Origin of the sequence: Citrobacter portucalensis (assembly GCF_023374935.1) — a bacterium.
Lineage (GTDB): Bacteria > Pseudomonadota > Gammaproteobacteria > Enterobacterales > Enterobacteriaceae > Citrobacter > Citrobacter portucalensis.
Genome location: NZ_CP092466.1, coordinates 153,992 through 168,814, shown reverse-complemented (window position 1 = coordinate 168,814; position 14,823 = coordinate 153,992). Strand labels below are relative to the sequence as shown.

Here is a 14,823-nt window from a genome sequence, read left to right as displayed (position 1 = left end):
CGGTGGCGCTTCGCTTACCGGGCAACCGTCGTAGGCCGGATAAGCGCAGCGCCATCCGGCAAAAATGAGATAACAAAGATGAGTAAGAAAGCGACCTTCTGGCTGGGTATTGATTGTGGCGGTACATATCTGAAAGCGGGTTTGTATGATGCCAAAGGTCATGAGCAGGGAATTAACCGGCAATCGCTGCAGACAATATCGCCATTTCCAGGTTACGCCGAACGCGATATGCACCAACTGTGGCAACAGTGCGTCGCGACCATCGCCGGGCTGTTAAAGCGCACAGGCGTGTGCGGTGAGCAAATCAAAGGCGTCGGTATATCCGCTCAGGGCAAAGGTCTGTTCCTTCTCGATAAACAAGATAAGCCGCTAGGCAATGCCATTCTCTCTTCTGACCGACGCGCGATGGAAATCGTTCAGCGCTGGCAGCAGGATGGGATACCTGAGCAGCTCTACCCGATCACCCGCCAGACATTGTGGACCGGGCATCCGGCATCGCTCCTGCGCTGGGTGAAAGAGAACGCCCCCCAGCGCTACGCGCAAATTGGTAGCGTCATGATGGGTCATGACTACCTGCGCTGGTGCTTAACCGGCGCCAAAGGCTGTGAAGAGAGCAATATCTCCGAGTCGAACCTCTACAACATGACCACGGGTCAGTACGACCCGAGGCTGACTCAGTGGCTGGGCATCAGTGAAATCGACAATGCCCTGCCCCCCATCGTTGGTTCAGCAGAAATATGCGGGGAAATCACCGCTCAGACAACCGCCATAACCGGTCTGGCGGCGGGTACCCCCGTCGTCGGCGGACTGTTTGATGTGGTTTCCACCGCACTCTGCGCCGGTATCGAAGATGAACGCACCCTCAACGCGGTGATGGGTACCTGGGCCGTCACCAGCGGGATCGCTCACGGCCTGCGCGACCACGAGCCCCATCCCTATGTCTATGGTCGCTATGTAAATGACGGGCAGTACATCGTTCATGAAGCCAGCCCGACTTCTTCAGGCAATCTGGAATGGTTTACCGCCCAGTGGGGCGAACTCTCTTTTGATGAGATTAATCAGGCCGTTGCCAGCTTACCGAAAGCCGGTAGCGAGCTTTTGTTTCTGCCCTTTTTGTACGGCAGCAACGCCGGACTGGAGATGACCAGCGGCTTTTATGGCATGCAGGCTATACACACTCGTGCCCACTTATTACAGGCCATCTACGAAGGCGTGGTTTTCAGCCATATGACCCACCTGAACCGCATGCGCGAACGTTTTACGCAGGCACATACCCTGCGCGTCACCGGAGGTCCGGCCCACTCCGACATCTGGATGCAAATGCTGGCGGACGTCAGCGGTTTACGTATCGAATTGCCACAGATTGAAGAGACTGGCTGCTTTGGCGCTGCGCTCGCCGCCCGCGTAGGCACCGGTGTTTATCACAATTTCAGTGACGCGCAGCGCAGCTTACAGCACCCGGTTCGCACACTGCTGCCAGACGCTACGGCGCATGCGAGCTACCAGCGTAAATACCGCCAATACCAGAATTTAATTACCGCACTACAGGGCTATCACGCCCGCATTAAGGAGCACGAATGATGAGTCGACCATTACTGCAACTGGCGCTCGACCACACCAACCTGCAGGCGGCCCAACACGATGTCGCACTGCTACAAGAAAGCGTTGATATCGTTGAGGCAGGGACGATTCTCTGCTTAACCGAAGGCCTGGCTGCCGTGAAAGCGCTGCGTACCCAGTGTCCAAATAAAATCATCGTTGCCGACTGGAAGGTAGCCGATGCGGGCGAAACCCTCGCACAGCAAGCGTTTGGCGCTGGCGCTAACTGGATGACTATCATCTGCGCTGCCCCACTGGCGACGGTAGAGAAAGGCCATGGCGTCGCGCAGTCCTGTGGCGGCGAAATTCAGATGGAACTGTTCGGCAACTGGACGCTGGATGATGCCCGTGACTGGTATCGCGTTGGGGTTCGCCAGGCAATTTACCATCGTGGCCGCGATGCTCAGGCCAGCGGACAACAATGGGGAGAAGCTGATCTGGCGCGCATGAAAGCGCTTTCCGATATCGGTCTGGAGTTGTCGATTACCGGCGGGATTACGCCCGCCGACCTGCCACTGTTTCGCGATATCAACGTCAAAGCCTTTATCGCCGGACGCGCGCTGGCTGGGGCGCAAAACCCAACGCAGGTTGCCGCTGAATTCCATACGCAAATCGATGCTATCTGGGGAGCACAGTATGCGTAATCATCCGTTAGGTATCTATGAAAAAGCGCTGGCGAAAGACCTCTCCTGGCCGGAGCGTCTGGTGCTGGCGAAAAGCTGTGGTTTTGATTTCGTCGAGATGTCAGTGGATGAAACCGATGAACGTCTGTCGCGTCTTGAATGGAGTCCTGCTCAGCGTGCATCGCTGGTGAGCGCAATGTTAGAAACCGGCGTGGCAATCCCCTCAATGTGCCTGTCCGCCCACCGTCGGTTTCCCTTTGGCAGTCGCGATGAATCAGTCCGTGTTCGGGCACGCGACATCATGACCAAAGCCATTCGTCTGGCGCGCGATCTCGGTATTCGCACTATTCAACTGGCAGGTTACGACGTCTATTACGAGGAACATGACGAAGGTACACAGCAGCGTTTTGCCGAAGGGCTGGCATGGGCAGTCGAGCAAGCCGCCGCCGCGCAGGTCATGCTGGCGGTAGAAATCATGGATACCGCTTTTATGAACTCAATTAGCAAGTGGAAAAAGTGGGATGAAATGCTGTCATCGCCGTGGTTCACCGTCTACCCGGATGTGGGCAACCTCAGCGCTTGGGGTAATGACGTCACTGCCGAACTGACGCTGGGCATCGACCGTATCGCCGCTATCCATCTGAAAGACACACTGCCAGTAACCGAAACCCATCCGGGCCAGTTTCGCGATGTGCCCTTTGGCGAAGGGTGCGTGGACTTTGTTGGTATCTTCAAAACGCTGCATGAGCTGAACTATCGCGGGTCGTTTCTGATTGAAATGTGGACTGAAAAAGCAAAAGAGCCGGTACTGGAAATTATCCAGGCACGACGCTGGATAGAAGCACGTATGCAGGAAGGAGGATTTCCATGTTAGAACAACTGAAAGCCGATGTGCTGGCGGCCAATCTGGCGCTTCCGGCTCATGGTTTAGTCACCTTTACCTGGGGTAACGTCAGCGCTGTGGATGAAACGCGTAAGCTGATGGTGATTAAGCCGTCCGGCGTGGAATATGACGTGATGACCGCCGACGATATGGTAGTGGTGGATATTGCCAGCGGCAACGTGGTTGAAGGCAGTAAAAAACCCTCCTCAGACACACCAACCCATCTGGCGCTGTACCGCCGCTACAATGAGATCGGTGGGATCGTCCATACTCACTCACGCCACGCGACGATCTGGTCGCAGGCGGGTCTTGATCTCCCGGCATGGGGCACCACGCATGCCGATTATTTCTATGGTTCTATTCCGTGTACCCGGCTGATGACCGTTGAGGAAATCAATGGTGAATATGAATATCAAACCGGTGAAGTGATCATTCAGACCTTTGAACAACGCGATCTCAATCCGCTGCAGGTTCCGGCAGTGTTAGTGCATTCACACGGTCCGTTTGCCTGGGGTAAAGATGCCGCAGATGCCGTACATAACGCAGTGGTACTCGAAGAATGCGCCTACATGGGGCTTTTCTCGCGCCAGTTAGCTCCGCAGTTGCCGGATATGCAGCCTGAGTTGCTGGATAAACACTATCTGCGTAAACACGGTGTGAATGCGTATTACGGGCAAAATTAACGTCCGGCGGCGCTGTGCTTGCACTGGTCTGTCATTTTGTAGGCCGGGTAAGCATAGCGCCACCCGGCGATCCTCATTTACGCCGAATTAATATGCTCTTTGCAGTAGCGCCGTTTCCACGCCGCAGGCGTCAGGCTGGTATGCTTACGAAAGATTTTGCGAAAGTAACCCACATCATTAAATCCACATTTAATCGCCACTTCGGTAAGTGACAGCGAGTCACTGATCAACAACTTTTCCGCTGCCCTTACCCGCTGGCGATGCAATGCTTCAGTTAGCGTCAGCCGGAAAGCGCTACGGAATACACGCCCCAGATAATCCGCATTGCAATGCAGCTCTTTCGCCAGAGTTGAAGCACTAATCGGCAGGTGGAACTGGGTGTGGATTATTTGTTGCGCTTTCCATGCCAGCGCATTACCGGGGCTATCTGCGGGTTGCTCGCTAGCCGCCGCGGAGATTTGCTGCAAAATCAGCAGTAGGATCAGTTCCAGCGCAACGCTGCGATGAATATTTTCCTGCTCGCGTAAGAACTGGCGAAACAGCGAAATAATATATTGTGGCTCGCTAACCCGCGCATGCTGAGGAATCGCAAGCAACGGTTCTGTAAGTGAAGCATCGTTTTCTGCTGTCACCTCAAAGTGTAGCCAGTAAAATTTCAAATCAGCCGGAAACTGTCCCACACCAATATGCGAACGCTGCGGCCATAACAGCAAACTTTCTCCAGCATTCACGCAAAAAACGGTCTGGCCTTCGCGAATCGTTAATGTCCCTTTTTCGACAAAGATGATTTCCCAGGATTGCAATTGCCGCGCCGGATGGCTTCCCACACCTCGGGAAATAAATAGCCCACCATTTTGCACTTTAATCGGAAGAGACATGGATAATTCGAGCATATATATTCAAATTCCCGCTTTTTACATTATTTAAACTGCTCTTTATTATTGATTATTCACGATAAACTTGCTTTTCGCTGGATCGAAATCACATTTTTATAATGAAGTCGGAATTGTCATCTTTTTATACTTTTCTCTTCCCTTGTTGACCCAAACATTTCGTGCAGAATAAATAACGTACTTTGCAAATTACAAACAAATAACCCGCAACGTAGCGGGATACTTTCTGAACATCCTCTCCGGGAGTTATTTATGACTTCGGCTCCGATTACGACATCTGATTTGGCACAGCGTGCCCAGGACGACAAATTATCCCTGCGTGAAAAAATAGGTTATGGGTTAGGCGATGCAGGCGGGACGGTAATTACCTGTCTGATCATGAACTTCCTGACATTTTTCTACACCGATGTCTTCGGGTTAACGCCCGCGCTGGTCGGCACATTGTTTATTGCCCTGCGCGTATTTGATGCCATTTCCGATCCGATAATGGGCATACTTGCCGACCGCACGCAAAGCCGCTGGGGGCGTTTTCGCCCATGGCAGCTGTGGGTGGCAATTCCCATTGGCATCATTGGCGTACTCACGTTTACCGTCCCTGACGCCAGCATGAGCGTAAAAATCGCCTGGGCATTCGGCACCTATCTACTACTCTCTGTCGGCTATACCGCCATCAACGTACCGTATTGTGCGCTGATCAACACCATGACGACCCGCCATAACGAGGTGATCGCCTGTCAGTCCTGGCGCTTTGTGCTGTGCGGCGTGGCGGGATTCCTTGTCTCCGTTGGTCTGCCGTGGATGGTGGATATTCTGGGTCAGGGCAATGCCGCGCAGGGTTATCAGTTCGGCGTGGGCATCCTGTGCGCCATCGCTGTGGTGATGTTCCTGTGCTGCTTCTTCTGGGTTCGCGAGCGTGTGCCGCTGGCGATGATGGGGAAATTTACCCTGCGTGAACACATTGGTGGGCTACGCAAAAATGACCAGTTGCTGCTGATGCTGGTGATGTCTTTCCTGCTGATTAACGTCTTCAATATTCGTGGCGGCGGGTACATGTATTTCATTACCTACGTGCTGGAAGGCAGTACAGCTTACACGTCGCTGTTTTTCACCATGGTGACCTTTGCGTCCATCATCGGTTCAGTGGTTGTCAGCCCGCTGACCCGCCGTATAGATACCGTCAAACTCTATTACTACACCAACCTGGTGCTGGCAGCCCTGGCAGTGATGATGTGGTTCCTGCCGACCGGTCCGGCTTATCAAACATTATGGCTGGCGGTTATTCTCGGCAACGGCATTATTCTGGGCTTTACGCTGCCTCTGCACTTCTCGCTGATGGCCTTTGCCGACGATTACGGCGAGTGGAAAACCGGCGTGCGTTCTTCCGGCATGAATTTCGCCTTCAACCTGTTTTTCATCAAGCTGGCCTGGGCCTCAAGTGCGGGGATCATCAGCCTGTTATTTATTTTTGTCGCCTATCAGCCAGGCGCTGGTAACCAAACCGCCAGTTCGCTGCAAGGAATTACCGCGATGGAGACGCTACTTCCCGCACTGTTCCACCTGCTGTTGGCGCTGTCTATCCGCATCTGCAAACTCAATAATCCGATGATGTCGCGCATTGCCACCGATCTGCGTCAGCGTCATGTACAGCCTTAAGGAGCACGAAATGAACGTACTGGAAGTCGACCTGCATAAGCTCACCGTCAGCGATCCGTTCCTCGGACAATATCAGCAGTTGGTGCGTGACGTAGTGATCCCCTACCAGTGGGATGCACTGAATGACCGCATTGCAGAGGCGGAACCAAGTCATGCGATAGAGAACTTTCGTATCGCCGCAGGACTGCAGGATGGCGAATTTTACGGCATGGTTTTTCAGGATAGCGACGTAGCGAAATGGCTGGAGGCAGTCGCCTGGTCCCTGTGCCAGAAACCTGATGCGGAACTTGAGAAAACCGCAGATGAGGTCATCGAGTTGGTGGCCGCTGCGCAGTGTGAAGACGGCTATCTCAATACATACTTTACAGTGAAAGCCCCGGATGAACGCTGGACTAACCTCGCCGAGTGTCATGAGTTGTACTGTGCAGGTCATTTGATCGAAGCAGGCGTCGCGTTCTTTCAGGCGACGGGAAAACGTCGTCTTTTAGATGTCGTGTGCCGTCTGGCAGACCACATCGACAACATTTTCGGGCTCGGAGAGAATCAACTGCGCGGCTATCCGGGACATCCGGAAATTGAGCTGGCGTTAATGCGCTTATACGAAGTGACCCAGCAACCACGCTATATGGCGCTGGTAAATTACTTTGTGGAACAGCGCGGCGCGCAACCCCATTTCTATGACGAAGAGTACGAAAAGCGCGGCCAAACCTCTTACTGGCATACTTACGGCCCGGCATGGATGGTGAAGGATAAACCCTATAGCCAGGCTCATCAGCCCATTTCAGAACAGCAAACGGCGATCGGTCATGCAGTACGTTTTGTTTATCTGATGACCGGCGTGGCGCATCTGGCACGCTTGAGTCAGGACGAAGGCAAACGTCAGGATTGCCTGCGTCTGTGGAAAAACATGGCCCAGCGTCAGTTGTACATTACCGGCGGGATCGGTTCACAAAGCAGCGGCGAGGCGTTTAGCAGCGATTACGATCTGCCTAACGACTCCGTGTATGCGGAAAGCTGCGCCTCAATCGGTCTAATGATGTTCGCCCGCAGAATGCTGGAGATGGAGGCAGACAGCCAGTATGCCGACGTGATGGAGCGCGCCCTGTATAACACTGTATTGGGCGGGATGGCGCTCGATGGCAAGCACTTCTTCTATGTGAACCCGTTGGAAGTACATCCTAACTCATTAAAATTCAATCATATTTATGATCACGTGAAACCCGTTCGTCAGCGCTGGTTTGGCTGCGCCTGTTGCCCGCCGAATATCGCCCGCGTACTCACCTCTATTGGTCATTACATCTACACACCACGTCAGGACGCGCTATATATCAATATGTACGTGGGCAATAGCATGGAAGTCCCGGTGGCTGATGGCTCGCTCAAGCTGCGCATTAGCGGGGATTATCCATGGCATGAACAGGTGAAAATCGCCATCGAATCACCGCAGTCGATATATCACACCCTGGCCCTGCGCCTGCCAGACTGGTGCACCGCGCCGCAGGTTTTACTGAATGGTCAGCCAGTTGAGCAGGATATTCGTAAAGGCTATTTGCACATCAGCCGAACCTGGCAGGAAGGCGATACGCTCAGTCTGACCCTGCCAATGCCGGTGCGTCGGGTGTACGGAAATCCATTAGTGCGTCATGTTGCCGGTAAGGTCGCCATTCAGCGTGGACCGCTGGTGTATTGCCTGGAGCAGGCCGATAACGGTGAGGAATTGCATAACCTGTGGTTGCCAAAAGAGAGTGAGTTCAGAGTATTCGAGGGTAAGGGATTGTTCAGCCATAAAATGTTAATTCAGGCTGAAGGCGTGAAGCAAAGTAATGCCGATGCAGCACAACAATCGTTGTGGCACTACGATGTTTCCCCAGCTTCGCGCCAGGCGCATACATTGACGTTTATTCCGTGGTTTAGCTGGGCGAACCGTGGTGAAGGCGAAATGCGTATCTGGATAAACGAGCAGTAATAATAAGGCGGATGGCGGCGGTTAGCCCCCATCCGTCAATGTCTCATGAAAAGATTGCCCTCCTCCCTGAGGACAAACGGGTGAGAATCAGAAACGCCAGGTCAGACCGGACATAAAGGTGAAGCTGTCATCACGATCAACCATCGGACTATTTTTAATGTCATCCGGCAGTGCGCTATAGTTGGCGCTTGCCAGCAGCGTCAGGTTAGTGGTTAATGCGTATTTAGCGGACAGGCCAACATACGGTGTCCAGCTATCGCCTGGGGAATAGCTTGATAAACCACTACGACGGGACTCATTACCCGAAATGCCGTAGTAGTATTCATTGAATTTTTCGTCATAGTAGAGCACGCCAATTGATGGCGTCAGCGTCAGCTTGCCCATTGGCATTGGACGGAACAGTGAAACTTCCCCTACCCAGCCATTACTGTTGTCCAGCACATCCGCAGCGGCGGAGACTTTCACGCTACCCCATCTTTCATGGTGATACCACGCGGCACCCGCCATTGCAGTTGCGTCACGCTTATCCAGCGTTTTCATCGCGTGATCGTCATTGTCGCCGGGATCAAACTCCAGCGGCATATAAGAGGCAGTAATACTAAATTCATTACTTTCACTCTTAGACAAAATATAACCTAGCGTTGTTTGCCTAAAATAAAATGATTCACTTTCATAACTGACAAGCGGTACTGCGTGAACATTATCATTATACCCGCGATAAGGTGATTCATTATATACAGCGCCAGCGCCAATAGAAAATTCTGCGGCAGTTGCACTCGCCATAAAAGAAAAGGCGAGCAGCGCCACAATATTGCGTTTAATTAACATGCCAACATTCCATTTTAAAATAAGCTACAAAGCGGGTGCATAATAATGCTTACAATTTCATCGGTGCAAGGTTCTTATTTATATAGTAATATATATAAAATTATATATATTGGGCTTGGCGATGAATAAATTACAACTTAAACACCGGGAACTGAAGATTATTTCGGTAATTGCTGCCAGTGAAAATATCAGCCATGCCGCTACTGTTCTCGGTATCGCACAGGCCAACGTCAGTAAATATCTTGCTGATTTTGAATCAAAAGTTGGATTAAAGGTGTTTGACCGCACCACCCGGCATCTGACCCTCACGCCGTTTGGTATTGCGTTACTTCCTTACATCAATGACATGTTAGACAGAAATGAGCAGTTAAATAATTTCATTGCTGATTATAAGCACGAGAAACGTGGCAAAGTAACGGTATATGCACCAACCGGAATTATTGCTTACTTATCGCAACATGTTATTGCAAAAATAATGGATATTGGCGATATCAGTCTGGTGCTAAAAACCTATAACCTGGATCGCAAAGCATTTTATGAAGGCGTCGACTTTCCTGACGATTGTGATATTTTACTTTCCTATGCTCATCCTAAAGATGAATCACTGGTCGCCAGTTTCATCACTAAATATGCGGTTATTGCTTTTGCCAGTCGGGAATATCTCACCAAGAATCCTATTAGTAGTCCTGATGAATTAGTCAACCATTCCTGCATTCTAATTGATTCTATGATGATTGATGATGCCAACATTTGGCGATTCAATTCTGCTGAAGACAAAAAGATGCGTGACTATCGTGTGACGGGAAATTACATCTGCGACAATACACAATCCGCACTGGCGCTGGCACGTAATCATTTGGGGATTGTTTTTGCGCCAAATGAAAGTGTGCAAAGAGATTGTCGTTCCGAGATGCTGGTCCCGTGTTTTTCGGAGCAACATGAATGGTGGTTGGATTTAGTGGCGATTTTCCGCAAGCGTGAATACCAGCCCTGGCGAGTGCAGTATATTCTCGATGCAATGCTCGCGGAGATACGTCAGCAGCTTGCTCAGGCGATACGACAGCCTGAGTAAGCGAAATAGCCTGCGCTTAGTGGTCGAGATACAGGTAATGCACCCAACTGGTCATCCGCAGCAACACCTTGCGCATGACCGACACATGTTCGAAATGGTCAGAGTAAACGGCAACCTGGGCGTAAATCCCATCAGGTAATGCGTTCACATCCGCATTGTCGTTCAGCTCAATCGTGGCGATTACCCCTTCCGAACCGGGCGTAGAGTTTAAAGATTGCAGTGCCCCGTTCGACTGGTATGTACCACCCGGTACTGCCGGACTAATGGCGGCCAGTTTACCGCTAAACACCTTACCCGGCAGGGCATTAAACACCACTTCCGCTTCATCGCCTGGTTCCAGTCGCAACAACGAGTTTTGACGGAACTGGGCGATAATTTGTCGTTTCTGATCCGGGATGAATACCATGACCGGGCGCATCGGCAGCGCGGCGGCATAGGTTCCTGGGCGCATCAGCACCTGAGTGACGTAACCATCGCTGGGCGCGCGAACCACGGTCTGGTCCAGGTTGAACTCTGCTTCCGCTAGCTGTGCTTTCAGGCTGGCAATTTGCGAATTCTCACCCAGTACCAGGCTGTCCAACTGGCTCTGAATTTGCTGTTGTTCTGCAACGGAGGATTTCACCGAAGCTTCCTGCGCCAGGTAGTTTTGGCGCGCCGCGTCGATATCGCGTTCAGAAAAAGGATTCACCTTCGCCTGACTCCCCTGCGCATAGCGCTGGTAATCTTTTGCCAGTTTGTCACGCGTGGCCTTTGCCCGCTGCGTGTTGGCTTTCATTTCGTCTAACTGCGCAACCAGAGCCTGCTCTTTATGCTGTGCGGTGACAATATCAGCCTTCAGGCGATCGACCCGTGCCTGATAACGCCCTGGATTAAGCTTAAACAGAACCTCGCCTTTTTTGATTAGCGTATTCTTCTTATCCGTCACTTCTGTCACTACACCCGTTACCTGCGGCACCACGGGAATAGAAATTACCGCTTTTTGTGCCTTAAATGTATACGGATGGTTATAATTCATCAGTAATATAAGTCCGCAAACAATGAATATACCGCCTAATGCCGCGGTAGGAACTGTCCATTTATTTACAGGAATTTTAAAAATTTTAAATATTGACCATGCACACGCCACATAGGTCAGAACAATCAGTAAATCCATCGATATTACTCCGCCGGAGAGGTCTTGGCCTCACCCAGTTTCTTTTCCAGATCCGCAACCCTTGCCTGAAGCTGGATCAGGGAAGAATCCGCGCTCTGCATGCCCCACCCGCGTTCCGGGCGATAAAGCGTTGCCCAGATCCATAAAAAGGGCCAAATAACATGTAAGGTAAACAAACTAACCCAACCCGCAACATGTATTGCGTCGGCATGAGGATGGTTACGTTTCTTTGCAATTAGATAGGGAATATCATGCAGAATAATAATCCCGTAAAAAATGACCAGGAATACAAAAATAAGCACTCCTAATGCAAAATAATTAAGGAACATATTTGCCTCAGGGATTTAAATTAAGAAATTCGGATGCAATTTGATTTAAACAATAGAGTTGATAATAGTATTGGAATGACCAGATTGGATGCAATTATCTTATTTATATAACGATATATGGGTTTATATATACCCGTCGTCTTTTGAGCTGCTTCTTTGTTGGCTGCGTTCGTTCACCCCAGCCACTTACCTGAGGACATAACTTGATGCCCGGTACGCTAAACGCGACCGGGCAGTAGGTGACGTGAAATTAAAACAGCCCCAGTGGTTTATCAGAGTAGCTCACTAACAGGCATTTGGTTTGCTGATAATGCTCAAGCATCATCTTATGCGTCTCGCGCCCGATACCCGACTGCTTGTAGCCGCCGAACGCCGCATGTGCCGGGTAAGCATGGTAACAATTGGTCCAAACTCGCCCCGCCTGAATCCCACGTCCCATTTTGTACGCCAGATTTCCGTTACGACTCCAGACGCCAGCGCCAAGCCCATATTGGGTGTCATTAGCGATTTCCAGCGCCTCTTCCATGGTTTTAAACGTCGTGACAGCCAGCACCGGCCCGAAGATCTCCTCCTGGAAAACCCGCATGTTGTTCTTACCAAACAGAATGGTCGGTTCGAGGTAGTACCCCTCTTTTAACTCGCCATCCAGCTGTTTGCGCCGCCCGCCGGTGAGAACATCTGCCCCTTCTTTTTTACCAATGTCGATGTAATTCAGAATGGTTTCCAGTTGACCATGCGACACCTGCGCGCCCATTTGCGTCACGCTGTCTAACGGGTTGCCGCTACGGATACTTTCCACCCGACGAATAGCTCTTTCCATAAAACGTTCGTAAATGGATTCTTGTACCAGCGCACGACTCGGGCAGGTACATACTTCGCCCTGGTTGAAGGCAAACAATGCAAAACCTTCCAGCGCTTTGTCAAAGAACGCATCTTCTTCATCCATCACGTCCGCGAAGAAGATATTGGGGGATTTCCCGCCCAGCTCCAGCGTAACAGGGATAATGTTCTGCGTGGCGTACTGCATGATCTGCTGCCCAACTTCCGTTGAGCCGGTAAACGCCACTTTTGCAATGCGTTTTGACGTCGCCAGATACTCACCGATTTCCCCACCCGCGCCGTTTACCACGTTCACCACGCCAGGCGGGAGCAGATCGCCGACAACTTCCATCAGCAACAACACGGACAGCGGCGTCAGGCGCGCAGGTTTAAGCACGACACAGTTACCGGCAGCCAGGGCAGGCGCCATCTTCCAGCTGGCCATCAACAGCGGGAAGTTCCACGGGATAATTTGCCCCACCACGCCAAGAGCTTCATGGAAGTGATACGCCACGGTATCGCTATCAACTTCGCTTATTCCCCCTTCCTGTGCACGAATACAGGACGCGAAATAGCGGAAATGGTCAATCGCCAGCGGCACATCTGCCGCGCTGGTTTCACGGATGGGTTTACCGTTATCCCAGGTTTCAGCCGTCGCCAGCAGCTCCAGATTTTGCTCCATACGATCGGCAATTTTGAACAAAATCGCCGCCCTGTCCTGCACGGAAGTCTGCGCCCATTTATCTTTTGCTTTGTGCGCGGCATCCAGTGCCAAATCGATGTCCTTTTTGCCGGAAGAGGCCACTTCGCACAGTAATTGCCCGGTTACCGGCGTCAGGTTTTGGTAATACTCACCGTCCACCGGTGCGACCCAGTCACCGCCGATAAAGTTATCGTATCGGGCTTTTAACTTCAGAGGGTAACCATACTCGCCGGGATAAATACGCGTTGAAGGGGGGTTATTAGTCATGACCGTCTCCTTGCTGTAGGGGTACTACAAGGGTAGACGGGACTGGCGAATTATTCGCCAGCCTTTTACTGCTTTACGACAGGTATCACGAATTACATGGCAGCACGATAAATCGCCATAATTTCTTCATGTGTCGCCTGAATCGGGTTAGTGAAACCACAGGCATCTTTCAGGGCATTAGTCGCCAGAACGGCAAAATCTTCTTCTTTCACGTTCAGCTCACGCAGCCCAGCCGGAATATTCACTTTCTGCGCCAGTTCGCGGATCGCCGCGATACAGGCTTCCGCCCCTTGCTCTGCACTCAGTCCAGCAACGTTAACGCCCATCGCAGCCGCGCAATCACGCAGACGAGCGGCAGCAACTTTGCTGTTGAAAACCTGCACATGCGGCAGCAGCACTGCGTTACATACACCGTGTGGCAGATCGTAGAAGCCACCCAACTGGTGCGCCATGGCGTGCACGTAACCCAAAGAGGCGTTGTTAAATGCCATACCTGCAAGGAACTGCGCATAAGCCATGGCTTCACGCGCCTGAACATTGCTGCCATCTTCCACGGCGACTGGCAGGTTTTCCGCAATCATGGTGACCGCTTTCAGCGCACACGCATCGGTAATGGGGGTCGCAGCAATAGAAACATAGGCTTCGATAGCGTGAGTCAGCGCATCCATACCGGTGGCCGCCGTCAGAGACTTCGGCATACCGACCATCAGCGAGGAGTCATTGACGGACAGCAGCGGTGTAACATGCTTATCCACAATCGCCATTTTAATGTGGCGTACTTCATCAGTGATGATGCAGAAGCGGGTCATTTCAGATGCCGTACCCGCCGTGGTGTTAATGGCGATCATCGGCAGCTGCGGTTTTGCAGAGCGGTCTACACCTTCGTAGTCACGAATATCGCCACCATTAGCCGCCACCAGCGCAATGCCCTTCGCACAATCGTGAGGAGAGCCGCCGCCGAGAGAAATAACGCTATCACAGTCATTTTCTTTCAGCATTTTCAGGCCAGCAGCAACGTTACTGGTCGTGGGGTTAGGATGCGTACCATCGTAAATTACGCTGGAAATATCATGTTCCTGTAGCGCTTTTTGAATATCGCCAGCCATACCTAATTTCGTCAGCATGGCATCCGTAACAATCAGCGTACGGCGAAAACCATATTCCGCCATTGTATTCATTGCGTCTTTTAATGCGTCAGCGCCGATTACATTCACGGAAGGAATAAAAAATGTTGAAGCAGCCATTGTACGATCCTTAATTACTCTAAAGAGTCAGGAAGCATACGAGTGAAATTTCCAACAAAATATGATCGTGGTTGTTATTTTAATAACACTTACAATTAAAAAGCACAT

13 protein-coding genes are annotated in these 14,823 nt (G+C 51.4%); 7 read left to right on the top strand and 6 right to left on the bottom strand.

Annotated features, from left to right (window positions below):
* The first annotated feature begins 78 nt into the window (after positions 1-78).
* The 4 genes from LY264_RS00810 to araD are packed head-to-tail and all read left to right on the top strand — an operon-like array spanning position 79 to position 3,788.
* Complete coding sequence (locus LY264_RS00810) at positions 79-1,581, top strand: FGGY-family carbohydrate kinase (protein WP_249457476.1); 1,503 nt, start codon at positions 79-81, stop codon at positions 1,579-1,581.
* Positions 1,581-2,243, top strand: a complete 663-nt coding sequence (ulaD, locus tag LY264_RS00805) for a 3-keto-L-gulonate-6-phosphate decarboxylase UlaD (RefSeq protein ID WP_048227376.1) — start codon at positions 1,581-1,583, stop codon at positions 2,241-2,243. The genes LY264_RS00810 and ulaD overlap by 1 nt, the downstream gene beginning before the upstream one ends.
* Entirely contained in the window at positions 2,236-3,096 is an 861-nt protein-coding gene (locus LY264_RS00800) for an L-ribulose-5-phosphate 3-epimerase (RefSeq protein ID WP_048227306.1), read from the top strand. The genes ulaD and LY264_RS00800 overlap by 8 nt, the downstream gene beginning before the upstream one ends.
* Entirely contained in the window at positions 3,090-3,788 is a 699-nt protein-coding gene (araD, locus tag LY264_RS00795) for an L-ribulose-5-phosphate 4-epimerase (protein ID WP_048227307.1), read from the top strand. The genes LY264_RS00800 and araD overlap by 7 nt, the downstream gene beginning before the upstream one ends.
* Before the next feature lie 77 nt (positions 3,789-3,865).
* Here araD and LY264_RS00790 read toward each other — a convergent pair whose 3' ends face one another.
* On the bottom strand, positions 3,866-4,681 hold the full coding sequence (locus LY264_RS00790) for a helix-turn-helix domain-containing protein (RefSeq protein WP_003827350.1): 816 nt from the start codon (positions 4,679-4,681) through the stop codon (positions 3,866-3,868).
* A 252-nt stretch (positions 4,682-4,933) separates the two neighbouring features.
* Between LY264_RS00790 and LY264_RS00785 the strand changes: the two genes are divergently transcribed.
* Both LY264_RS00785 and LY264_RS00780 read left to right on the top strand, forming a co-directional pair.
* Positions 4,934-6,334, top strand: a complete 1,401-nt coding sequence (locus LY264_RS00785; protein ID WP_008786444.1) for an MFS transporter — start codon at positions 4,934-4,936, stop codon at positions 6,332-6,334.
* A 10-nt stretch (positions 6,335-6,344) separates the two neighbouring features.
* Complete coding sequence (locus LY264_RS00780) at positions 6,345-8,300, top strand: glycoside hydrolase family 127 protein (protein ID WP_048227308.1); 1,956 nt, start codon at positions 6,345-6,347, stop codon at positions 8,298-8,300.
* Positions 8,301-8,387: 87 nt separating this feature from the next.
* On the opposite strand, the gene LY264_RS00775 is transcribed toward LY264_RS00780, so the two are convergent.
* Positions 8,388-9,128 (bottom strand): MipA/OmpV family protein, encoded by a 741-nt coding sequence (locus LY264_RS00775; protein ID WP_048215321.1) that lies wholly within the window; start codon positions 9,126-9,128, stop codon positions 8,388-8,390.
* Positions 9,129-9,249: 121 nt separating this feature from the next.
* Between LY264_RS00775 and LY264_RS00770 the strand changes: the two genes are divergently transcribed.
* The gene (locus tag LY264_RS00770; protein WP_048227309.1) at positions 9,250-10,200 is read left to right on the top strand and encodes a LysR family transcriptional regulator; all 951 of its coding nucleotides are present in this window, start codon (positions 9,250-9,252) and stop codon (positions 10,198-10,200) included.
* A 16-nt stretch (positions 10,201-10,216) separates the two neighbouring features.
* Here the strand turns inward: LY264_RS00770 and LY264_RS00765 are convergent, their stop codons facing one another.
* The 4 genes from LY264_RS00765 to yiaY form a co-directional block, all read right to left on the bottom strand.
* Positions 10,217-11,353 (bottom strand): HlyD family secretion protein, encoded by a 1,137-nt coding sequence (locus tag LY264_RS00765; protein ID WP_003827345.1) that lies wholly within the window; start codon positions 11,351-11,353, stop codon positions 10,217-10,219.
* 5 nt (positions 11,354-11,358) lie between these two features.
* Positions 11,359-11,682 (bottom strand): DUF3302 domain-containing protein, encoded by a 324-nt coding sequence (locus LY264_RS00760; protein ID WP_003024200.1) that lies wholly within the window; start codon positions 11,680-11,682, stop codon positions 11,359-11,361.
* Positions 11,683-11,932: 250 nt separating this feature from the next.
* The gene (gene aldB / locus LY264_RS00755) at positions 11,933-13,471 is read right to left on the bottom strand and encodes an aldehyde dehydrogenase AldB (RefSeq protein WP_071692531.1); all 1,539 of its coding nucleotides are present in this window, start codon (positions 13,469-13,471) and stop codon (positions 11,933-11,935) included.
* Between the two features lie 92 nt (positions 13,472-13,563).
* Positions 13,564-14,715 carry an L-threonine dehydrogenase gene (gene yiaY, locus LY264_RS00750; RefSeq protein WP_048227310.1) on the bottom strand — a complete coding sequence of 384 codons (1,152 nt, stop codon included), beginning with the start codon at positions 14,713-14,715 and terminating at the stop codon, positions 13,564-13,566.
* Between the last annotated feature and the right edge of the window lie 108 nt (positions 14,716-14,823).

Coding starts and splice junctions, on each gene's coding strand:
- LY264_RS00790 (WP_003827350.1), bottom strand. CDS start 4,681: ATGCTCGAATTATCCATGTCTCTTCCGATTAAAGTGCAAAATGGTGGG.
- LY264_RS00800 (WP_048227306.1), top strand. CDS start 2,236: ATGCGTAATCATCCGTTAGGTATCTATGAAAAAGCGCTGGCGAAAGAC.
- yiaY (WP_048227310.1), bottom strand. CDS start 14,715: ATGGCTGCTTCAACATTTTTTATTCCTTCCGTGAATGTAATCGGCGCT.
- LY264_RS00760 (WP_003024200.1), bottom strand. CDS start 11,682: ATGTTCCTTAATTATTTTGCATTAGGAGTGCTTATTTTTGTATTCCTG.
- LY264_RS00770 (WP_048227309.1), top strand. CDS start 9,250: ATGAATAAATTACAACTTAAACACCGGGAACTGAAGATTATTTCGGTA.
- aldB (WP_071692531.1), bottom strand. CDS start 13,471: ATGACTAATAACCCCCCTTCAACGCGTATTTATCCCGGCGAGTATGGT.
- LY264_RS00780 (WP_048227308.1), top strand. CDS start 6,345: ATGAACGTACTGGAAGTCGACCTGCATAAGCTCACCGTCAGCGATCCG.
- araD (WP_048227307.1), top strand. CDS start 3,090: ATGTTAGAACAACTGAAAGCCGATGTGCTGGCGGCCAATCTGGCGCTT.
- LY264_RS00810 (WP_249457476.1), top strand. CDS start 79: ATGAGTAAGAAAGCGACCTTCTGGCTGGGTATTGATTGTGGCGGTACA.
- ulaD (WP_048227376.1), top strand. CDS start 1,581: ATGAGTCGACCATTACTGCAACTGGCGCTCGACCACACCAACCTGCAG.
- LY264_RS00785 (WP_008786444.1), top strand. CDS start 4,934: ATGACTTCGGCTCCGATTACGACATCTGATTTGGCACAGCGTGCCCAG.
- LY264_RS00765 (WP_003827345.1), bottom strand. CDS start 11,353: ATGGATTTACTGATTGTTCTGACCTATGTGGCGTGTGCATGGTCAATA.
- LY264_RS00775 (WP_048215321.1), bottom strand. CDS start 9,128: ATGTTAATTAAACGCAATATTGTGGCGCTGCTCGCCTTTTCTTTTATG.